Annotated in this window: 19 protein-coding genes; 6 read left to right on the top strand and 13 right to left on the bottom strand. The window is 59.4% G+C overall.

All coding sequences use genetic code 11. The features are described 5' to 3' along the window. Positions 1-15 precede the first annotated feature (15 nt). The 5 genes from dnaA to Pan189_RS16160 all read right to left on the bottom strand — a co-directional run bounded on the left by dnaA (position 16) and on the right by Pan189_RS16160 (position 4,506). Positions 16-1,536, bottom strand: a complete 1,521-nt coding sequence (dnaA, locus tag Pan189_RS16180; protein ID WP_310820626.1) for a chromosomal replication initiator protein DnaA — start codon at positions 1,534-1,536, stop codon at positions 16-18. 335 nt (positions 1,537-1,871) lie between these two features. Next, entirely contained in the window at positions 1,872-2,819 is a 948-nt protein-coding gene (locus Pan189_RS16175) for a GNAT family N-acetyltransferase (RefSeq protein ID WP_145365019.1), read from the bottom strand. Positions 2,820-2,876: 57 nt separating this feature from the next. Next, positions 2,877-3,110 carry an FmdB family zinc ribbon protein gene (locus Pan189_RS21735; RefSeq protein ID WP_145365017.1) on the bottom strand — a complete coding sequence of 78 codons (234 nt, stop codon included), beginning with the start codon at positions 3,108-3,110 and terminating at the stop codon, positions 2,877-2,879. A 149-nt stretch (positions 3,111-3,259) separates the two neighbouring features. After that, positions 3,260-3,829 (bottom strand): hypothetical protein, encoded by a 570-nt coding sequence (locus Pan189_RS16165; RefSeq protein ID WP_145365015.1) that lies wholly within the window; start codon positions 3,827-3,829, stop codon positions 3,260-3,262. Then, the gene (locus Pan189_RS16160; RefSeq protein ID WP_310820624.1) at positions 3,829-4,506 is read right to left on the bottom strand and encodes an RNA polymerase sigma factor; all 678 of its coding nucleotides are present in this window, start codon (positions 4,504-4,506) and stop codon (positions 3,829-3,831) included. Before Pan189_RS16160 ends, Pan189_RS16165 begins: the two co-directional genes overlap by 1 nt. Before the next feature lie 281 nt (positions 4,507-4,787). Between Pan189_RS16160 and Pan189_RS16155 the strand changes: the two genes are divergently transcribed. The 6 genes from Pan189_RS16155 to Pan189_RS16130 all read left to right on the top strand — a co-directional run bounded on the left by Pan189_RS16155 (position 4,788) and on the right by Pan189_RS16130 (position 12,474). Further along, the gene (locus Pan189_RS16155; RefSeq protein ID WP_145365013.1) at positions 4,788-5,396 is read left to right on the top strand and encodes an SRPBCC family protein; all 609 of its coding nucleotides are present in this window, start codon (positions 4,788-4,790) and stop codon (positions 5,394-5,396) included. Between the two features lie 391 nt (positions 5,397-5,787). Beyond that, a complete protein-coding gene (locus Pan189_RS16150) occupies positions 5,788-6,096 on the top strand; it encodes a hypothetical protein (protein WP_145365012.1) in 309 nt (102 codons plus the stop codon). Between the two features lie 40 nt (positions 6,097-6,136). Continuing rightward, a complete protein-coding gene (locus Pan189_RS16145) occupies positions 6,137-7,531 on the top strand; it encodes an MBL fold metallo-hydrolase (protein WP_145365010.1) in 1,395 nt (464 codons plus the stop codon). A 195-nt stretch (positions 7,532-7,726) separates the two neighbouring features. After that, complete coding sequence (locus Pan189_RS16140; protein WP_145365008.1) at positions 7,727-8,200, top strand: transposase; 474 nt, start codon at positions 7,727-7,729, stop codon at positions 8,198-8,200. Positions 8,201-8,483: 283 nt separating this feature from the next. Further along, a complete protein-coding gene (locus Pan189_RS16135) occupies positions 8,484-10,334 on the top strand; it encodes a vWA domain-containing protein (RefSeq protein ID WP_310820623.1) in 1,851 nt (616 codons plus the stop codon). 307 nt (positions 10,335-10,641) lie between these two features. Further along, positions 10,642-12,474, top strand: a complete 1,833-nt coding sequence (locus tag Pan189_RS16130; protein WP_145365006.1) for a GntP family permease — start codon at positions 10,642-10,644, stop codon at positions 12,472-12,474. A 95-nt stretch (positions 12,475-12,569) separates the two neighbouring features. Here the strand turns inward: Pan189_RS16130 and ruvX are convergent, their stop codons facing one another. From ruvX to Pan189_RS16090, 8 genes are all read right to left on the bottom strand, one after another. Further along, the gene (gene ruvX / locus Pan189_RS16125) at positions 12,570-13,055 is read right to left on the bottom strand and encodes a Holliday junction resolvase RuvX (RefSeq protein WP_145365004.1); all 486 of its coding nucleotides are present in this window, start codon (positions 13,053-13,055) and stop codon (positions 12,570-12,572) included. Next, positions 13,052-14,125 (bottom strand): mannose-1-phosphate guanylyltransferase, encoded by a 1,074-nt coding sequence (locus tag Pan189_RS16120; RefSeq protein WP_145365002.1) that lies wholly within the window; start codon positions 14,123-14,125, stop codon positions 13,052-13,054. Before Pan189_RS16120 ends, ruvX begins: the two co-directional genes overlap by 4 nt. Positions 14,126-14,370: 245 nt before the next feature. Next, complete coding sequence (locus Pan189_RS16115; protein ID WP_145365000.1) at positions 14,371-14,946, bottom strand: peroxiredoxin family protein; 576 nt, start codon at positions 14,944-14,946, stop codon at positions 14,371-14,373. 164 nt (positions 14,947-15,110) lie between these two features. After that, a complete protein-coding gene (gene nqrM, locus Pan189_RS16110) occupies positions 15,111-15,443 on the bottom strand; it encodes a (Na+)-NQR maturation NqrM (RefSeq protein ID WP_145364998.1) in 333 nt (110 codons plus the stop codon). A 27-nt stretch (positions 15,444-15,470) separates the two neighbouring features. Then, complete coding sequence (locus Pan189_RS16105) at positions 15,471-16,520, bottom strand: FAD:protein FMN transferase (RefSeq protein WP_145364997.1); 1,050 nt, start codon at positions 16,518-16,520, stop codon at positions 15,471-15,473. Between the two features lie 119 nt (positions 16,521-16,639). Continuing rightward, entirely contained in the window at positions 16,640-17,146 is a 507-nt protein-coding gene (locus Pan189_RS16100) for a pyridoxamine 5'-phosphate oxidase family protein (RefSeq protein WP_145364995.1), read from the bottom strand. Between the two features lie 119 nt (positions 17,147-17,265). Beyond that, entirely contained in the window at positions 17,266-17,805 is a 540-nt protein-coding gene (locus Pan189_RS16095) for a sll1863 family stress response protein (protein ID WP_145364993.1), read from the bottom strand. A 283-nt stretch (positions 17,806-18,088) separates the two neighbouring features. Continuing rightward, positions 18,089-19,690, bottom strand: a complete 1,602-nt coding sequence (locus Pan189_RS16090) for a hypothetical protein (RefSeq protein WP_145364991.1) — start codon at positions 19,688-19,690, stop codon at positions 18,089-18,091. Positions 19,691-19,851 lie beyond the last annotated feature (161 nt).

Here is a 19,851-nt window from a genome sequence, read left to right as displayed (position 1 = left end):
CGTGCCTTCGAGTGATCAGGACGCCTGCAGTCGGGCTTCAATCGATTCGATGACTTCCGCGAAGGAGAGGTTTCCTTCGGACATTCGAATTGAGGTTCCGTCGGTCAGCCAATCGCCGACCTTTTTCTCGGCGGAGATAACGGTGCTGTGATTGCGGCCGCCGAAGTGCTGGCCGATTTCCGCGTAGGCCGCCTCGGTATGTTTGCGTGCCAGATACATCGCCAGCATTCGCGGCCGACTGATGGACCGGGTTCGGCGATTCGACCGCAATTCTTCCGTACCAACGTTGAACACATCGCAGACGGCCCGTTCGACATCGGTGACCTGCACGACCCGCAGGCAATCCCGTTCGAGTTCCGTCAGAATTCGTCTGGCCGAATGCAGAGAGATCGGCTGCGTCGTCATGGAGGCGTAGGTCTCCAGGACGTTCATGGCCCCTTCGACTTCGCGAACATTATTTCGGAACCGGTTGGCGATGTAATCGCGAACGGTCACCGGCAGCGGCTTCCCTCCGACGAGTCCGCGGCGCTCAATAATCTGCCGCCGCGTTTCAACGTCGGGATTTTGCACGCGGACGACCGTCCCGGCCAGAAAACGCGAGACGAGTTCGTCGCTCACCTTCGTGAACAATCGAGGATGTCGATCGGCGGCCAGCACGACGGTCATCCCACGCTGCTCGAAACTCTGCAACGTATGCAGTAACTCTTCCTGAAAAACACGTTTCCCTTCGAAGAAGTCGACGTCATCGAGGATCAGCACGTCGGCCGTCCGAACCCGTTGCCGAAACGCCGGCGTCGTCCCTTTCTTTAGTGATGCGCCGAAATAATTGCCGAACGTTTCCGCGGTCATGTAAACAACCCGAAGGCTGTTCGCGGTGCCACGGACCTTGCGATAGACCGCTTCGAGCAAATGGGTCTTACCGACGCCCACGCCGCCGTGAATAAAGAGCGGCGAGGCCGCACCGGACGGGTCGGCCGACAATTGCGAGGCCGCTCGATGAGCGACTTCGTTGCATTCGCCGACGACGAATTCTGAGAAGTCCGAGAAGCGGCGGGGCGGACGACTGCGGTCACTTGCCGGCGGTGACGGGCGACGTCCGATCTTTCCTGCCACGGCGACCGCCGGACTATCAACGGGCGAAAAATCGGCACCGTTAGAGCGATCAGAATGACTCTGCGCCCCTGACGATTCCCCACTCGATTCCGATTGGGACGTCGCCGTTCGCAGTGTGCCGTCGACGCTGAATCGTAACTGTCCGGGGCGCCCGATCGATTCTCGCAACGCGTCACGCAGGACGCCCGAGAAATGTCGTTGCATCCAAGAAACGAGAAACGGACTGCCCACGCGAACGATCAGGAGATCGTCCTCGAGTTCAAATCGCACTTTGTCGCCGAACCAGTTCCGATAAGTCGTGCCGTCTAATGCGGCTCGGACTGTGTTCTCAATCTCGACTGTCGGATTCTCTTCCGACGCGGAACCCCGCGACCTCTCAGGCTGCATCTTGCAACCACCCCCGTTAAACGCGCGCAGCCCCACCGCCCGAATTCCAACCTGCCGAAGCGGCTTGGTCCTCCTGACCGAAGTCGGGAATCAAGACGTCATGGGGACAACGTTATGAATTTTAGAGAGCCGTCCGCAGACCGAAATTCCTTGGCACCACCTCGGTCTTCGGCGGACTCCGTTCTCACTCAGCTGGGGGACGATCCTACCCCGGCAGGTGCGACTGTCAAACACTCTCGCGACAGTTTCCGCAACGCTCGTTCGGACTTCCCGCCACGCTCGCCCGATGTTCTTGCTAGGGCAACTTTTCCGGCGTCCGCGCTTATTTACCGTTGATAAGATTTCTGTGAAGAAATTGTGGGAGAGATGCCCTATGCCGCAGATTTGCGGCGCGCTTTGAGCTTGAAGAAGACATGGTGCGTCGCGGTACTTGAAAAGCCGTGGTTGCCATAAAGCCTAATTGCAGAGTAGTTTGAGTCGTCGCACTGGGTCCCGATTTTGAGGCAGCCGTCCGCGGATGCCGTCGCAACCGCGTCACTGAGCATCTGATGTCCGAGACCGCGGCGACGGGCATTGGGATCGACTCCGAGATACACGATCTCGCGACAACCATCAGCCGTATCGTTCGCCAGCAACGTCCCGACCGGGGCATCATCCCACAGATAAACGAACCAGCGATCCTCTCGCACGATGCCCGTTTCACGCATTGCTGAGATCGCCTGTCGACCGCTCCTGAGCCCGGCGATTAACGGGCAGTCGAGACTGTCGATATAGGTTCGCTCCAGCAGTTCCGCGAGCGCGGTCTCGTCTCGAAATTCAGAGAAGGCGACGGCTCGGAACCTTGGCCCGCGCGATGGCGGATCGGAGGGCAGCGCTTTCACAGCGGTGTTCACAGTCGTGACCGGGCTCCCCAGCTCGCGGCCCAGGCATTGGACTGACGTCCCGAACTGGAATCCCGATGCAGCGAGCAGATCGCGATTCGGCGCGTCCAGCGGCGGTTGCAACAGGACCTGCGAGAACGCGGCTCCCATATCAACCAGTTCATCGGCGATCGCCTGCAGCAGCCGCTGGCGGACGAGCCGATCGATTCCGCCGGGGATCCACGTCATTCCGGTACCGTCGGCGGCGACGACTCCGAGAACGCCGCCGATCACTTCGCCGCGGTTGTTGAAGGCTCCGAAACAGCGATTCACCGAATCGTCTTGAGCGTCTTCTGCATTCAGCAATGGTGCCGCAGCGGCGTGATCGCAAAAGTCACCCCCGATCATCCAGCCGAGGGCTTCGGATCGTTCCTGATTCGTTTCGGTAAGTCGAATCATGACCGGTTCTTTCGTGCCGCGCTAGTCACAAGTCGAACCGATCGGCATCCGGTCGGTTTAGTCGGTCGGAACTCGGCAACAGGCCGGTCCGCAAGGGCCGATCTGCGGTGGCGGGCATTCTCCGGCCATTGGTAGTTGGCTCACGGCGGTCGCTCGGACGGCTGCCGGCGAGCTGATCAGCTTGGTGATCGTCTCAGAAGTGCAATCCGGGCAGCGAACCGAATCGTTCCCTCGCACGAGCAATTCGAATTCGCTCTGACAACGATCGCAGTGGTACTCGAACAACGGCATCGCAACACATCCTCGCCATCCTGATCATCGACCATTCAACAGCCGGACCGTGATCTCGCTCGCGGTATTTTCACACTAAGCCAGACCGCGATAGAGATCGACTCCGGCGTTTCTTACCGAACGACCACTTGGCGAGGCAAGGATCGAGATCAGCGAGAGGCGGTCCGCGGCAGGCGGAAGTTCGTTTCCGGTGAAAGCCCTCGTGAGAGTTCCTCACTATCCTCGTCTGAGTGCCAGCGATCGCCGTTCGGCGTCGGCTGCCATTGCTCCACACGCGGGGCGATCCGTTCCGGCTGCCAGTTGGCGTGCGTAAAAGAGTTGTCGAAGAGGTTGCTCGATGAGGCGCCGTGGTACAGCGGGCTGCCTGAGGAGCTTTCCTGCCCGGGCATTGAGGTCACCGCGAACAGGGCGATACACGCAGCCGCAAAGGACATCGCCGGCACCCATCGAGCCGCTTCCGACTGACTCGGCCGGATATTTCGCGTCCTGCGAATCCGATTGGAAACCTCCGGCCAGACCGAGTCTTCAATCGACGGCGTCACGTCTTCGGCGGTGCTTTCCAGCACTTCCAAGGAACGGGTCACCTCATTCCAGTGGTTTTTGCAGTGCGGGCACGAATCGACCTTCGAACGCACCGGCTCGACCTGAGTGTCTTCCAGGTCATCCCCGGCCAGCAATGCGATATCGCGGCGGTCCATATCACTCGGCAACGTACTCATCACTCTGCCCCGTCCTGCTTCTGTTCCGCATCCGAAGACTCATCGGACGAATCGCCGCTGTCGGCATCGCCCGGATTGAGTCGTGTCATCCACAATTTTGAAAATCGGTTCCGAGCTTCGGCCAGCCGCCACCGGATCGTCGCTTCTTTGCGACCCATGATCGCAGCGATCTCCGATGTCGAAAATCCTTCCAGATCGCGAAGCACGAGTACCGAGCGGTATTTCTCCGGCACTTGCTCCAAGACCTTTCGCACCTCTTGCGAGGTATCGATCGCCAAGCGGGGATCGTCCGACTCGGGATCGGGCGACCGCTCTTTTCCGATATCGGAAAACAGCGACCAGCGCCCCCGGCGTTTCTTTTTGCGGAGGTGATCGAGCGTTAAATTCACGCCCACCCGAAACAACCACGGTCCGAAACGTCGGCTCGTATCGAACTGATCGAGGCGCCCGTAGACCTTCAAGAACGTTTCCTGTGCCAGGTCACGGGCCGTTTCCGTGTTGTCGACGAAACGCATGATCACACGAATCAGCCGCCGCTCGTAGCGCAGCACCAGATCGCCGAACGCTTCCTGATCGCCGCGGCGGGCCATCTCGACCAGCCGCGCGTCACTCACTCCGGCACCCGGCGGTGCGGTCGAATCCGATTGAATCGTGGGCTTCGCCATCTCAGCGATCATACACTTTGCCTCCGAAGTAACTTACGAACGGAGACGGACGTTTGTTGGAAGTTCGAAACGTTTCCCGCCAAATGATTTTGACGGGTGACGATTCTACCGCATTTGCCGGTCGTCGGTCAGCCCCGACTCGACTGGGATGACCGACAACAACATTGGCAACGCCGGGCTTATCCCCATTCGTCGATGTGGCACGCCGACAGGTGTCGCCGTAGTCTTTCTTCGCCGCTTGTTCCGTTATCGATCAAATTCGCTGTTTCACGCCCTCATCATCGCCGGAATCCATGACCGACACCGCTCCTGATCCTTCCGACGCGACTCGACTGCCCACGCCGAGGCGACCGCTGTGGCTTCAATTGATGTTCCTGATGGCGCTCGTCCTGGTGCTCGCCGTGATCGGGTTCACCGTCTATTCGATGACGCTCCCGAATGAATGGTCGGTCGAAGTCACTCAGGAAATCGCCGCGCCGCCGGAGGAGATTTTCCCGTACCTCATCGACCTCAAGCGCTGGCCCGATTGGATCGCGTGGGGAGACGGACGAGACCCGACGCTCGCCTTCACGCCCGACAAAGAAATCTCGGAAGGCGTCGGCGGCAAACTGGTGTGGGAAGGCCGCGCCTTCGGCAATGGCACCGTTGAGATTATCGAGTCAAAGCCTCCCGTAATGCTGCGGTACAAGTTCCGCATTCAAGGTCGCGACCTCTCCGACGGTGGCACCATCACACTCGAACCCACCGACGACGGCTCGACAACGCAGGTCACGTGGACCGACGGCGGCGTCCATAACGACCCCTTCACCCGAATGATGGCCGACGTCATCGTCGACGGACTCACCGCCGACTACCAGCAAAGCCTTGAACGATTGGACGAGCAGGTCACGTCCGAAAAATGAGAGACAACCGCGAGACGCAAGCGCGATGTTGAGCATTCCTGAGTGGCCCGGACAACGTCCGGGCGGCGAAGCCGCAAGAGCATTCAGTCGCCGATCTCATTACGGACTTTCACCGCGTTCTTATTCACATGTGCCCTAACCGCAGATCGTTGTGCAGCAACTCGATGTGGAAGCGGAGATCAAAACGTGGCGTTGCGACCGGAGTCGAGAATGAGGATCGGGTAGCGTGAATCTGATTTTCGAACGCGTGCCGGGAGTTCGCATCTATGGTGACCTGCGGCCCTTCATTAAAGCATTGGGCCCGCAAGTCGCCGATTACGTTTGGCGTTTCGACGATGTCGAACCAATCTCGGAGTTCACCCGATGCCGCCAATCGGACTCTATGCGATATTTGACCGAAAATGAATTTGCGGCTGCCGTCGCGCAGTGCCCGCATTTTCAATGGGCGGTTGTATCCGCGATTCCGGCACACTGTCAGGATGATTTAACAACGCTTGCTGAAGCGCCGTATGCCGATGGAAACACGGGTTTTTGGAGTGGGGTGCCCTCGCCTCAATACTCGCTCGCGGCATTCGAAATCGTTTGCTGGGATTCGAGCGCGATCCTTTGCATCGGTGCTGACGAAACCATCGCCGCCGCATTCGAAAATGCATTTCCCGGCGCAGTCGATCTTGATGAAATAAATAGATTACGCCACTAAAAAGCGTCTCTCACCACTCACCCCTAAACTCTCACCTCCCATGAAACTCACCTTCCTCGGCGCCGCGGGCGAAGTCACCGGCAGCCAGCATCTTGTCGAAACCGATGAGCTGCGATTCCTGCTCGACTGCGGGCTCTTTCAGGGACGGCGGGCCGAAAGTGATAAGAAGAATCGTCGCTTTCACTGTGAGCCGCAAAAGCTCGACGCGGTGTTCCTGTCGCACGCCCACATCGACCACTGCGGCAACCTGCCGGGGCTTTATAAAGCAGGGTATCGCGGGCCGATTTATTGCAGCCCGGCGACGGCCGACATCGCGTCAATCATGCTGCTCGACTCGGCTCATATTCAAGAGGAAGACGCCAAGTACATGGAGCGCAGGCTTGGGCCGGATGCTCCCGCCTCGGAGCCGCTTTACGAGAAAGAACACGCTCACGGGGCGATCGGGCTATTTGAGCCGCTCGGTTCGAATGAGTGGCATGAACTCTCCCCTGCTCTATCAGTCCGCTTCAGTTCGGCCGGCCATGTGTTGGGCTCATCGATTGTCGAAATTGATGTCGACGATCGCCGCGGTCGCAAACGCCTTGTCTTCACCGGCGACCTCGGGCGACGGGGCAAACCGCTATTGCCCGACCCGACGATCGTGCCCGGCTGTGATGTGCTCATCAGCGAATGCACCTACGGCAATCGGACTCATCCGCCACAGAGTGATATCAAAGGCGAATTGCTTCGCATTCTCACCGAGGCCCAATCAAATGGCGGGCGGGTCGTTATCCCGGCGTTCAGCCTCGGCCGAACCCAGATGATCGTCTATTATTTAAATGAGCTGTGGGAATTAAAACTGTTGCCGGAGATGAAAGTCTTCGTTGATTCACCCCTCGCGACACGCCTGACGAACGTCTATCGCGACCATCAAGACATTCTGGATGAAGACGCGCAGCGGGTCTTAATTACCGATGACGATTTATTTGAATTCGAAGGCTTGATGTATATTCGCAGCCGGCACGACAGTATGGCGATTAATTCGTTGAAGGAGCCCTGTGTGATTATTTCGGCCAGCGGGATGTGCGAGAACGGCCGGGTGCGGCATCACTTAAAACATGCCGTCGCCGACCCGAATAATCGTATTATTCTGGCGGGCTATCAGGCCCCGCACACACTGGGTCGGCGATTACAGGAAGGCCACCCGAAGGTCCGCATTTTCGATCGTGAACTTCCTCTGCGGGCCAAGGTCGAGCAGATCAGCGGCCTCTCCGCTCATGGCGACGTCGAAGATCTCAAGTGGTGGTTCGAAGGACTCGCCAGCGAAGGCGGCATCGGCCGCTGCTTCCTCGTCCACGGCGACCCCGACGTCGCGAAGCGATTCGCGGGGATCATCCGGGACTGCTGCGATGAAGACCCCGAAATCCCAGAGTTCGGCGAAACATTCGAGGTTTAAGAGCGTGACGTTCGCAAAGAGAGATGCGATTTTTAAGGTAACGATGTAGCCGCGACTGGCAAAGAGCGGATCAGAGCCGCAGCCCCGAACTCACGGCGGCGACGAGATTGCGATGGAGTGGGACGCACCACGAATTTCGAACCCTGCCCCTGATCCGCTTCCTGCCGGGCGCGGCTTCAATTTAAGCGAAGGGCTATGAATACAAGTAGCGAACCACTCGCCTATTTTCTCACTTGGACGACGTACGGCACTTGGCTTCCCGGTGACGCGCGAGGGTGGGTGAGAGCGGACCGGCCGGGAGTTTGGGAAGAATGTGCTGCGCTCGCCGCGTCGTGCCGTGAGCGGCTGACAGAACCTCCCTTTGTACTCACAACCGACCAACGTCGGATTGCTGAGTCCGCGATTCGTGAGCATTGCGAAGTCGTCAATTGGTCCGTCCATGCTTTGAATGTACGTTCCAATCACATTCATATTGTTATGACGGCCGTGGGCAAAGCAGGCGATCGCGTGATGAGCAGCCTCAAGTCCTACGCGACCCGCGGTTTGAAATCAGTCATCTCGAATCGAAAAAAGTTCTGGACCCGCGGCGGCAGCGCTCGCGTCTTGTGGGACGATTTCGCCTTCGAGAATGCCGTTCGCTATGTGATTGAAGATCAAGATCGCAAATAAAACTATTGAAGCCGCGACTGGTAAGGAGCGGATCAGAGCCGACGCTTCGAACTCACGGCGGCGACAAAATCAAGATAGAGTGGGACACGCCACGTGATTCGCACCCTGCCCCTGATCCGCTTCCTACCGGGCGCGGCTTTAATGTGGGGGTCCTTCGTATCTTCATAAATTCTTCGGTCGAAATTTTTCGGGAACTCTCGTTTTTCTCGTAGCGTCGAATGTTCAGCCGTGCCGCGGCGGAGTTGTCGTGGCCGATCGCGATCTTTGAGCTCGGGATGGAACGATGGCCGAAACAAATTCCAACGGAACGACAAACGGCGATGACGCACAAGAGCGACCGGCCCCTGCCGCACGCGGTCGTCGTCGCGGCTGGTGGCTTGGCCTCGGCGTCGCTGTCATAGCCGTCGGCTTCGGGGTCGCGATGCTACTCCCCGCTGTTTATCAGGCGAGAGAAGCGTCACGAAGATCGGGCACCGAACAATTCGACATCGCCTTTTCCACCGCCGAAACCGGGCAGGCGTCGCCCGCCGAGCAGGTGTCCGGTGAGAGCCGCTACAGAAGCCGATCCAATGACCTGTTGAAGTCAAATTTTGAAGGCGCGCCGCCGGCGTCGCCAAGAGCCCGGCAGTCAATGTTAAGGGAATCGCCCGTAGCAAGCCGCGACGCGGATGAGTTTGCTGTCATTGAAGACACAGCGTTTAACACCGAGTCGTATGACAACGTTGTGGAGAATGACTTCCGAAAGGTCACGCAGAATCCGCTGTCCACATTCTCGATCGACGTTGACACGGCCTCCTACGCGAATGTTCGTCGCTTCCTGACCAATAACTCGCTGCCGCCGCGCGGGGCGGTCCGCATTGAAGAAATGATTAATTATTTCGACTACGGCTACGAGCCCCCGACCGATGACAAACCTTTCGCCGTGCATGTCGAGTTTGCCGGTTGTCCTTGGGAGCGGGAGCACCGGCTGTGTCGCATCGGTATTAAGGGGAAGGAAATTAAGAACGAAGATCGCCCGCTGACGAACCTCGTGTTTCTGCTGGACGTGTCCGGGTCGATGCAGAACCCGAATAAGCTCGGCTACGTGAAAGAGTCGATGCGGATGCTGATCGAAAAACTGGGCGAGAACGACAAAGTGGCGATCGTGGTCTACGCGAGCGCCTCGGGTCTCGTATTGCCTTCGACGACCGCAGACCAGCGGGAGGTGATACAGGCCGCGATTGATCGCCTCTCCGCCGGCGGTTCTACCAACGGCGGCGCGGGTATTCAGTTGGCGTATGACACGGCGGTGGCGAACTATATGGAAGGAGGCGTGAACCGGGTGATCCTTTGCACGGACGGTGATTTTAATGTCGGTACGACCTCTCAGAGCGAACTTGTCGATCTGATCGAAGAGAAAGCCAAGACCGGCGTATTCCTCAGCGTGCTCGGCTTCGGTATGGGGAATTATAAAGACAGCACGATGGAAAAGCTGGCGGACAAAGGCAACGGAAATTACGGCTATATCGACTCGCTGGCCGAGGCGAAGAAGCTGCTGGTCGATCAACTCAGCGGCACGCTGGTCACCATCGCCAAGGATGTGAAAATTCAAGTCGATTTTAATCCGACTCAGGTCGCGGCGTATCGATTGATCGGCTATGAAAACCGGATGCTTAGAGCCGAAGATTTTAAAGACGATACTAAAGATGCGGGCGAGATTGGCGCAGGCCATACTGTGACGGCGCTCTATGAATTAATCCCGCCGGGAGGCGAGATTCCGGCCGGTGACGTGGAGGCGTCGAAATATCAGCAGCCTGCCGAAGTGTCACCGGCTGCTGCGGCGAGTGATGAGGCTTTGACGGTCCGGCTCCGCTACAAATTGCCGGACGAAGACGTCAGCACGCCATTCGAGGTGCCCGCCGTCGATGCCGGCACGGAGTTCGATAAAGCCTCGGACGATTACCAGTTCGCGGCCGCTGTCGCGCAGTTCGGATTGCTGCTGCGGCAATCGAAGTATCGAGGAGACGCCAATCTCGCGGCGACATTAGAGATCGCCGAAGGCGCCTCGAGCGATGACCCGCACGGGTATCGAAAAGGCTTCTTAGAACTGGTTCGTCAGGCGATGCAGTTCGGCGGTCAACTCGCCGCTCGTTAGTATGTCGGCTCGTGGGCGTCATCGACAATCCGCACTTCCTGTGAAGTGCGGATTGAGCACGGCGAAACGTTTCAACGACCATTCCACTCGCAACGCGCGATCGGCCCGCGGTTTAGGAACCTCGGCTTGTGGAAATTCACCTTCATCACTCCCCACCAACAAGCCGCACTTCGTGAGAAGTCCCGGGCGATTGCCCGGGACTTCTTAGCGTCTGGCGTTGCGGCTCCTTTGCAACCGATGGCGTTCGGTTGTCACGCGTGGGCCGCTGTGCGATTCTCCGGTCGCTCAAACGAATCGACATGCGGTAATGCCTGCCCCGTGGGCGACCGTGCACCCGGAGACGCTCACCATGGACTATTACCCGCTGATCGTGCTGGCGATCGGGATTGCGATTGTACTCGGGATGATCCTCGCCCTGCGGATCAACGCGTTTCTCGCCTTGCTGACGGCCGCCTTCGTGGTCAGCCTGCTGGCGCCGGGAGAAGTCGGCGATAAGATCAGCCGGGTGGCGGGGGCGTTCGGCTCGGCCTGCGGCGGCATCGGCATCGTGATCGCGTTGGCCGCGATCATCGGCACCTGTCTGATGGAGAGCGGTGCGGCGGATCGCATCGTGCGATCGTTTCTCAATACGCTCGGCGAAAAGCGGGCCGCTTCGGCGATGATGGGCAGCGGCTTTGTGCTCGCGGTGCCCGTTTTCTTCGATACGGTCTTCTACCTGCTCGTCCCACTGGCCCGCTCGCTCTATCGCCGTACGGGCAAGCATTACGTGCTCTATGTTTCGGCGATCGCCTGCGGGGCGGGAATCACGCACACACTCGTGCCGCCGACCCCGGGGCCGCTGATCATCGCCGCCAACCTGGGCGTCGACATCGGCGTGATGATTCTCGCGGGAATTTGCGTCGCAATGCCGGCCGCATTCGTCGGGTTGCTCTACTGCGGATTCGCCGATCGTTCGATGGGCGTGTCGGTGCCGGACGACATCACTGATACGGAAAGCCCGCCGCCATCAGACGAGAATCTTCCGGGACTGGGCATCTCACTCGTTCCGATCATTTTGCCGGTCCTGCTGGTGTCGCTGGCGACCGGACTGAGCACATTTGCTGATGCCGAACGCGCTGCCGCCCTTACCGAAGGTGACGTCAGCGACTGGTCGGCGCTTCGCCAGCAGGTGGAATCGGCGGAAGAGAATACGCCGGGCGGGCGAATTCGCGAACTCGCCGACGGGACCGATCTGCTCGCCGAGGATGCGAGCGGGCCGCAAGCCGATGCGTGGAACAAAGTGCTTTCGAAGCGAGGTTTCTACGACCCCGCCGCTTTTGCCGAGCAACTTCCGCCGAAGTGGGAGATGCAGCGGGAACTCGATTCGGGCGATCTAAGCGAGGACCGCCGAGCACAGCTTGAAAAGGTGGATGAGGTATACAGCCTGCTGGCCGGGAACATCGAGCGGATGCCGCTGTCACAGGTGCAGCACCTTAATCGCCTGCTGCTCGAATTGAGCTATCCCGATCTCGTCGGCGACCACGAGTGGGATACGCCGGTCCGACAGGCGGCGACCTACGCCGGCTTGATCGGTAACGCGAACTTCGCCCTGTTTCTCTCGGCGGCGGTTTCGATCCTGCTCTACGTCACGCAGCGCAAGCCCGATCACAAGACCTTCACTAACGCGATGGAGCACTCGCTGATGTCGGGCGGGATGATCATTCTGATTACGGCCGCGGGCGGGGCGTTCGGGGCGATGCTCCAGCAGGCTCAGGTGGGGGACGCGATCCGAAACCTGTTCGCCGGAGAATCGGGTGATGCGTCCGGCCTCGCGTTTCTCGCACTGGCCTTCGGGATCGCTTCTCTGATCAAAGTGGCTCAGGGATCGAGCACCACAGCCATGATCATTACTAGCGGGATGCTCGGAGCGGCGCTCAACGCGGAAACGCTCGGCTTCCACCCTGTCTATCTGGCGACGTCGATCGGGGCCGGCTCGCTGGTCGGCGTGTGGATGAACGACTCCGGTTTCTGGATCGTCGCAAAAATGGGGGGCTTCAGTGCCGCCGATACACTCAAAACGTTGTCGATCACGCTCGCGATTCTCGGCGTAACGTCGTTCCTGTTGACCTGCCTGTACGCCACGGTGTTACCGCTCGCATGATGGGAAAACAACAAACAAGCCCGCAGCGCTAGCAAGGGATTTTCAGAGTGGTCCCTCGCTCGCGCTTCGGGCTTGTTCGTTGAGTTTAGAACGTATCAATACTCGCCCGGTTCCTTTTCGCGATCTTTCGCGTCGAGGAACGATTGGAGCATGATTTGCGCCGCGAGTTTGTCGATCCGCTGCTTGCGTTTTTTCGAGGTCAGGCCCGCGGCGAGCAGATGCTCCTCGGCAATGGCTGACGTGAAGCGTTCGTCCCAATAGGTGACCGGCAGACCGGTGATATCGGCGAGCCAATTGCCGTAGCGACGTGCCTCCTGCGACTTGCCGCTTTCATTGCCGCTGATATGAACCGGCAGACCGAGGACGAGACCTTTGATCGAATAGTCATCGACCGCGGTTCGATACTCTCGCGTCTCAGTTCGCTCGTGCGATCGCTGAATGGTCGACAGCGGGACCGCCATCGACTGCTCCCAGTCTGTCACCGCGAGACCGACCCGCTTGGTGCCGTAGTCGATGCCGAGCAACCGACCTTCGGTTGGAAAGTCGGTGGCTGTCCCGGCGTCTTCTTGCTCGTCACTCATAGGTATTGATCGAGACCGCGATCACGGATTTCACTGATGAGCCGCTTGATCGCGTTCTCATCCCCCTTTTTGGCGACGAGTGTGGCATCGGGCGTATGAACGATGATGCAGTCTTCGATCCCGATCGTCCCGATCAGGTGCCCGCCGGTGGTATCGCGAACCGTGCATCCGGTCGTTTCGAGACCGACGAATTGTCCATCGATTGTGTTCTTAGCCTCGTCTTCACCGAGCAGCCGGGTGAGCGCTTCCCAACTGCCGACGTCGTCCCATTCGAAGGGGGCCTCCAGCACGCTGACCGACTTGGCCCGCTCCAGCACGGCGTAGTCGATCGACGTCGAATTCATTTCCGGATATTCGGTTTCGAGCGTCGATTGAAAATCGTCTTTTCCGATCTTCTCAGAAACCCTCATCAGCCGTTCGTGCATGTCGGGCTCGTACTCTTTGAGCGCCTCCAAAATGCGCGACGCCTTCCACACGAAGATGCCGCAGTTCCAATAGAATTTGCCGCTGTCGAGATACTGCTGAGCGGTGTCGAGGTCGGGCTTTTCTCGGAACGACTCGACCTTGTAGGCCTTCTCGCTATCGGCCAATTCCTCGCCACGTTCGATATAGCCGAAGCCGACCGAGGGGTAGTTCGGCTTCACACCGAACAGCACGAGTTGTTCGGGATCGCTTTCAACGATCGCCGCCGCCTGTTCGACCGCCTTCTGGAACACCTCCGGCGGACCGATCACGTGATCGGCCGGCATGACGAGCATCACGGCATCGGGATCGGCATGCAGCAGTTCGGCGGCCGCATACCCTACGCAGGGGGCGGTGTTGCGGGCACAGGGTTCCACGAGCACGTTCGAGGGCGGCACGTCACCGAGCTGCTTGCGGGTTTCGTCCGCCTGCACGGCATTCGTCACGACCCATGTTCGCTCGGGACCAATCCACCCGGCCCGGCCGGCCGTATCCTGGATCATCGTCTGGTCGCCGGCCAACTTCAGCAGTTGCTTCGGCATCACTTGGCGACTCTGCGGCCAGAACCGCGTTCCACTTCCCCCGGCCATGATTACAGCGTGCAGCATCGTTCCCTCTTTCTCCTCGCGTCAGACTCCCCCGGCGGCCACCCGCCCGCGCGTCAGAGAATAAAGCCCACTCCCCTCAATTGCGACCCGGCCCCCTCACGGCCCGGTCACCGGGCTTTGGGCCTGCGGCAGCGGAGGCGTGGTGAGCCGCGACGACAAGCCGCGCACGTAGTAAGCGGATGAGGCGTCGCGGATGAAGATCCGCTTACTGCGTGCGCGGCTTGTTCTGTAGGAAACAGTCCGAGCTACGATTTGGCGAGGGCGCGGTTGATGGCGTCTTCGAGGCTTTCGCGATGTTCGAGCGAGCGGTTCCAGATCACGGTGCCGTCACGATCGAGAACCCAGAGGGCCGGGAAGGCCCGGACCTCGAACGCCTGCAATGTCGGGATCGCTCCGTAGCCGTTCGGGTACTTCAGACCGTTCTTGGCAACGAAGTCTTTCACCTGCTCGATCGATTCGGGAGCTTCGGGTGAGAGACCGACGAATTGGACGCTCCGACCTTCGAATTGTTCGCTCAATGCCGCCAGTTCGGGGGCTTCGGTCCAGCAGTGCGGGCAGTTGTAGAACCATCCGTTGACGACGGTCACGTTCCCCTGCACCGGCTGCGGTTCGCCATTGAGCCAGCCGGCGGCGGTCAATTCCGGCGCGACTTCTCCGACGGCGAGCCCGCCGTCGATGCCGCTATCGCGGCCGACGACAAATGCTGCGAAATACCCGATGGCGCCGGCCGCAATGAGGATCGCGACCAGTGCGAGCGGAACTTCGAACTTCTTCGGGGCTTTGGCGGCGTCCGGTTTTGCCGTGGCGGTGTCGGCGCTCATCTCAGACCTGTCTCAGTAAAATGTGATGTTTGAACGGAGCATCCCGTCCATTGCTCCCGAGACGAATCTTAGCATCCGGGGAACGACACGGGTGGCAAATTCCTCGATCGCACTGCGATCGAACATTTCGTGCGAAAGACTTCGGACTAAATCGTAGAGCCAATTTAGCTCCCGGGGCTCGCCTCGACGCCCGCGGCGGCCAACTTCGCTCGGCACGCGGCGACGTTGTCGCACTGCAGCCCCTCACAGGGTGATTTGGCCGTGCCGTCGCAGACCTCGACGGGTGGCGGTGAGTCCCGATCGCAATCGTCGGGGCTATCGCCGCAGGCCATGCAGATCGATTTTCCTGTCGCATCGGTCATTGTGGCGAGTCCGCCGCAGCTCCCTTTGATCGGCTTGCGCGTCACGATCACGCCGACGGCCATGGCGACGATCGTTGCGCCAAAAGCCACCGCGACAATCAGTAAGATCGGCAGGATTTCAGTCACGAGTTCCATCACGGTTCTCGATTTCGAATCGGCTTGTTATCGAGGGAACGTCGATGTCGCTCGGGTGACGAAGCCGTCCTCACCGCGCGAAATGAGCAGAGCCGCGACCCCCTCTGATTCGAGCAGATTGTAGCCTTCGTCGGGGCCAAGGACCATCACCGCCGTGGCGAGGGCATCGGCGGTCATGCACGATTTGTGGATCACGCTCACCGAAACAAGCCGATGAGAAATCGGACGGCCCGTCCGCGGGTCGATCGTGTGGGAATACCTGACGCCGTCCTGTTCGAAGAAATTTCGATAGTCGCCCGAGGTCGCCATCGCGCCGCCAGAAGCCGTCGGCAGTTCGACGACTTGTTCGATCGCCCGTTCACCGGCGACCGGCTTTTCGACGGCGATCACCCAGGGATCACTGTTCTTTTTAAAACCGGAGGCTCGAATCTCCCCGCCGATTTCGACGAGCCAGTTGTCGTATCCGCGGTCCAAAAGCAACTCGCCGATCGCGTCCACACCGTAGCCTTTGGCGATCGCTGACAGGTCGAGCTCCGTCGCCGAGGATCGTTTTGTCAGCGTGGGCGGATCATCATTCACTTCGACCATGTCGGTCCCGATCGAGGATCGGGCCTCCGCGATTTGCTCGTCATCCGGGATCTCTTCGGGTCTGCCTTCCGGGCCGAAGCTCCAAAGATTCACGAGCGGACCGACGGTCGGATCGAATGCGCCGCCGGAAAGCCGAGACACACGGATCGCTTCCTGAACAACGAGTGCCGTCGCCGGCGAGACCTCGAACGGTTCGTCGCCAGCCGCGCGGTTGAAGCGAGAAAGTTCAGAGTCGGGCCACCAGGTCGACATTTGATCGTTGATCGTTTCGAGCAGCCGATCCGCTTGTTGCTTCAGCTCTTGTTGGGCGGCCTGAAGCTTCGAGCCTTCCGCGGAATAGACTTTGACCTCATAAGTCGTGCCCATCGTTTCGCCGCGAAACGCGAGTGTCGCCGGTCGTTCATTCCCGAAGAACGCCAGATAGAACAGGGCCGCGGCTACGACCGCAAACGGAAGGAATCGAGTGAGCCTGAGCAATGGAGCGGACATTGGGATCATCGACGGAGGATGCGTGCTTGCGTCCGCAATCTGTCACCGCGGACCGTCAAATTCAAGACCGCCGTCGATTGACCATCAATGATCATCGCCTGGTGGACAGGACAGGACGGCTATTCGCTTCCCAAATCGACTTTGCCATGTTCGGCGGCCTCATCGTCCGGCTTGTCTTTGCCGGAAACGATCGCTTTGCCTGCTTCAAACAGATAATTCAAGCCGTGTGCGAGGCCGGCGTCCCAGTATTCACCTTGGGTCGCTTGAACGTGCACGATGGCGAGTGTCTCGTCACCGCTGCCCTCGGGGAACCATCTGTTCCACTCTTCGCTCCACAAATCTTGGATTTTCCCGGCGTCGCGTTCCAACTTCGCCGTCCCCGACAGCGACAGGTACTGCGAGTCGCTTTGAAAGGTAATAACGATTTCGGCGTGCTCGGAAATTTCTTCCACCAACGCAGAATGTGCCCGCGTCAAGAACAGCAGGTCCGCATCGCTTTGAAGTTCCGCCACGAGCATCGGTCGCACGCGCAGCTCGTCCGTCTTCGATCGAGTCACGAGCATCCCGGCGTCAAAATGGCCGAGGATCTCCTGGAAATGTTTTCTGTCCGCCGTTGCAGTCGACATCGAATCAGCCCTTTTTAAGTAAAGCTTCAAGTTAAGCGGCGGTGATGAAATTGCGGTCGTGCCGACGTGTCGCGAGCGACATTATATCGCACACGCCCCGATCAGTTTATCACGCTTCGTCACTCTGACGACTCATCAGAGAACTCGGCTTTCGCATCTTCGACCGCTTGTCCCAACTCGTCAATCGCGTCGGAGACACCCCCGGTCAGTTTTTCCCACGCGTCCGTTCCGTCTGCGGCGAGCTTATTGAGCCGTTCCTTCGTGGCAGCCATCTGCCGTTCGACCTCGTCGATCGACTCCTGCATGTCCTCGGATACCTCGTCGGCTTTTTCGTCCGCGCGCTCTCTCAATTCGGCAACCTCCGCCTTCATCTCGTCCATTCGCGCTTTGAGCTTTTCCAGATATTCATCGCGATTGTCCGCGGCAGCCTCGCCCGCGAGCCCGAGGGTCTTCTTCGCTTGGTCGTAGACGTCTTCGAACGTGACCGTTTCTTCCGACGATTCGGCGGAGTTGGTTTCTAATTCGGAGTCACTTTCGATGTCGGTTACGGTTTCGCTACCGCCCGCACTCAGTGTCCCGGCATCCTGGCAACCAACCAAAACGGCCAGTGCGGTCAACGTCCCGAAAATTCCGGCTCTTTGTAGGTATTGAAAAGTCATCGTGGTCTCCTTCTGATTCGTTTCGATCGCAAATAGTGGTCACCGTTCGAACGCGATCGCCTTCAAGCGTTGTGAAGTGAAGGCGACGTCCGCTCATGGTTATTCGCAAAGCGCATTCCAATGAGTCCCACCGCTCAGATCGTGTCAATCAAGCGTTAAACGACGCATCACTTCCGGTGAGACCCGTCGATTGCCGCCGCAGTGGTTGCTGCCCGGTCAATCTGCGTCCTGACAAGCCACGTGTGAGCCGCAGATCGGCACCCGCCGATCGAGCGGGGGCGGATCACGAGCGGTTTCCGACTCGCACAACGACCTCGCCGCGGTTGTCGGACAACTTGTCCCAATCGTCGTTGAGGCGAAAGTACAGCGTGCCCGATCGAGGCGCGGTGAGAACTTGTCCCCGGCCCAGATTGATGATGTCCGTCCCGAAGCCGCCGGCGGTCGCATCATCAGGACGGATCGTGCCGATGAGTCGTCCCAACGGTCGGCCCGCGGAGTATTGAAAGGTGATCCCCTGCGGCTCGCTGACCCATGGCTTGGGCTGCTGAGCGAGGGTGAATTGCCCGTCGGCGGCAATTTCGTATCGCTCTCCCGCCGTGACATGGATTTCTGACGACTGCCATCCGAGGTCCGCGCGAATGGTCACGGTTCGAGGCTGCGTTGCCGAAAGCGTCGTCCCCTCGGAGAAATCGATCGCCGCTCGCGTAGTGTCGTAGCCGTAGCAGAGATTTCGGACAAACAGTCGCCATTCGTCGTTCATTTCGCGGAAATCGTCGGCGAAGAGTCGGTCGAATTCCTGATTGAGTCGCGTTCGCAACGCCGGTGGGGAGAGTTCGCGGAAACGGTCCCGATAGCGAGGATGCGTCGCCAGAAAGTGACACAGGGCCCACGACCACGCGTAAGGATCATTCTTGAGAAATGCCTCGGCGGGCAAGCGGCGAAGTTCGTCGATTTCGATGGCGCGACCCTCAGCCACAGTGTCCTGAATCACGTTGATGCGGCCCCATTCCTCGAATTCGTCGGGCCGGGCGGGCATGACCCCGAAGTCAAACTCTCCCTCTCGATCGCCGTCGAGCGAGCGGCGATGGGTCGCGAAGTGCTCGGCCATTCCCTCCATATACCATGACGGCCCCCACGTGCCGCGGATGCAGGTCATAAAGCAGTGCGTCGCTTCGTGCAGAGCGAGATGTGCTCGGTAGTAGTCGGCTTTTTGGTCATAGGCCCAAAACTGCAACCCGCGGTGCCGTCCATTCAGAAACGGCGGCAGATTCACGGGAATCAAGCCGAGACGTTCGAACGTGTCCTGATCGTCGATCAGATACCCGGTCACCTGAAAATCGGAGCCGTCACGGGCCGGGGGCAAGGGGCCGAAATACTCAACCAATGCGGCAAACAATTCGTCGGCGGCGGCCGGGATATCTCGGCAGGACATCGCTTCGGAATCGGTATACATGCTGAGCCGACGGGATTTGAAATGACGAAGTCCCGCACGTTCTAACTTCGCTTGGTTGAGCACCGGTCGTCGATCGGCACCTCGCGATACCGGTTGCGTAAAGGGCGGTCGATCTTGCTGGAGAGCGGGATCAGCATTGAGTGGCGCGGTTTCAGCGTCGATCGATGTCGATTGGTCGATTCCCTCCACGGGATCTGGTGGTTCGATTACTTCCGCCGATCCGCCGCTGTTAGCCGGATTGGGCTCGGGCAACTCGATCACCGTCGTTTCGGAGGCCGGCGGCAATTCGGCCTTCTCGCCGCAACCGGTAGCGAACAGGCCGGCGATTCCGACATGAAACAGGGCGATCGATCGTCGTGCGGATGACGCCGCGGCCCCGGCTTTCGCTGTCGAATAAGATCGGGCTGTGTCGTCGGCTATTTTGTGGGTCATGGGGGACGCGTCGTTCTGAGCCGCGAACCGTGAATCACGCGGCGATTCGCTCAAAGCTGCCACGGGAATCGACCGATACTCCAAGAGGATTTGTCCGCAGCGATTGGTGCGATGCTTGAACAGCCCGGGAACTGCGGGCCATCATCACATTTCTGCGACCA

This window comes from Stratiformator vulcanicus (genome assembly GCF_007744515.1).
GTDB classification, from domain to species: domain Bacteria; phylum Planctomycetota; class Planctomycetia; order Planctomycetales; family Planctomycetaceae; genus Stratiformator; species Stratiformator vulcanicus.
This window is presented reverse-complemented; position numbering and strand designations above follow the sequence as displayed.

Bases quoted from the DNA above. Each gene is read 5' to 3' on its own strand.
- Pan189_RS16175 (WP_145365019.1), bottom strand. From the start codon at position 2,819: ATGATTCGACTTACCGAAACGAATCAGGAACGATCCGAAGCCCTCGGC.
- Pan189_RS16165 (WP_145365015.1), bottom strand. From the start codon at position 3,829: ATGAGTACGTTGCCGAGTGATATGGACCGCCGCGATATCGCATTGCTG.
- Pan189_RS16145 (WP_145365010.1), top strand. From the start codon at position 6,137: ATGAAACTCACCTTCCTCGGCGCCGCGGGCGAAGTCACCGGCAGCCAG.
- nqrM (WP_145364998.1), bottom strand. From the start codon at position 15,443: ATGGAACTCGTGACTGAAATCCTGCCGATCTTACTGATTGTCGCGGTG.
- Pan189_RS16130 (WP_145365006.1), top strand. From the start codon at position 10,642: ATGCCTGCCCCGTGGGCGACCGTGCACCCGGAGACGCTCACCATGGAC.
- Pan189_RS16160 (WP_310820624.1), bottom strand. From the start codon at position 4,506: ATGATCGCTGAGATGGCGAAGCCCACGATTCAATCGGATTCGACCGCA.
- Pan189_RS16095 (WP_145364993.1), bottom strand. From the start codon at position 17,805: ATGACTTTTCAATACCTACAAAGAGCCGGAATTTTCGGGACGTTGACC.
- Pan189_RS21735 (WP_145365017.1), bottom strand. From the start codon at position 3,110: ATGCCGTTGTTCGAGTACCACTGCGATCGTTGTCAGAGCGAATTCGAA.
- Pan189_RS16120 (WP_145365002.1), bottom strand. From the start codon at position 14,125: ATGCTGCACGCTGTAATCATGGCCGGGGGAAGTGGAACGCGGTTCTGG.
- Pan189_RS16100 (WP_145364995.1), bottom strand. From the start codon at position 17,146: ATGTCGACTGCAACGGCGGACAGAAAACATTTCCAGGAGATCCTCGGC.
- Pan189_RS16105 (WP_145364997.1), bottom strand. From the start codon at position 16,520: ATGTCCGCTCCATTGCTCAGGCTCACTCGATTCCTTCCGTTTGCGGTC.
- Pan189_RS16090 (WP_145364991.1), bottom strand. From the start codon at position 19,690: ATGACCCACAAAATAGCCGACGACACAGCCCGATCTTATTCGACAGCG.
- ruvX (WP_145365004.1), bottom strand. From the start codon at position 13,055: ATGAGTGACGAGCAAGAAGACGCCGGGACAGCCACCGACTTTCCAACC.
- Pan189_RS16135 (WP_310820623.1), top strand. From the start codon at position 8,484: ATGGCCGAAACAAATTCCAACGGAACGACAAACGGCGATGACGCACAA.
- Pan189_RS16140 (WP_145365008.1), top strand. From the start codon at position 7,727: ATGAATACAAGTAGCGAACCACTCGCCTATTTTCTCACTTGGACGACG.
- Pan189_RS16155 (WP_145365013.1), top strand. From the start codon at position 4,788: ATGACCGACACCGCTCCTGATCCTTCCGACGCGACTCGACTGCCCACG.
- Pan189_RS16115 (WP_145365000.1), bottom strand. From the start codon at position 14,946: ATGAGCGCCGACACCGCCACGGCAAAACCGGACGCCGCCAAAGCCCCG.